The organism is Streptomyces caelestis (genome assembly GCF_001279005.1).
GTDB lineage: Bacteria > Actinomycetota > Actinomycetes > Streptomycetales > Streptomycetaceae > Streptomyces > Streptomyces heliomycini.
Map to the genome: position 1 here is coordinate 1 of NZ_LGCN01000129.1, position 286 is coordinate 286.

1 protein-coding gene is annotated in these 286 nt (G+C 68.9%); it reads right to left on the reverse strand.

Going from position 1 to position 286, the window contains the following annotated elements:
* A partial coding sequence (locus ADK41_RS12875; RefSeq protein WP_159043967.1) for a flavodoxin-dependent (E)-4-hydroxy-3-methylbut-2-enyl-diphosphate synthase occupies positions 1–286 on the reverse strand: 286 nt, incomplete at both ends.

Sequence of the window (286 nt, forward strand, 5' to 3'; positions counted from 1 at the left end):
CCGATGCGGATCGGGGTGCCGTGGTCCCTGGCCGCCTTGGCGATCTCCTTGACCTTGTCGTCGAACTGCTTGATGTTGCCGGGGTTCACGCGGACCGCCGCGCAGCCGGCCTCGATCGCGGCGAAGACGTACTTGGGCTGGAAGTGGATGTCGGCGATCACCGGGATCTGCGACTTCCTCGCGATCACCGGGAGGGCGTCGGCGTCGTCCTGCGTGGGACAGGCCACGCGCACGATCTGGCAGCCGGACGCGGTGAGCTCGGCGATCTGCTGGAGGGTCGCGCCGA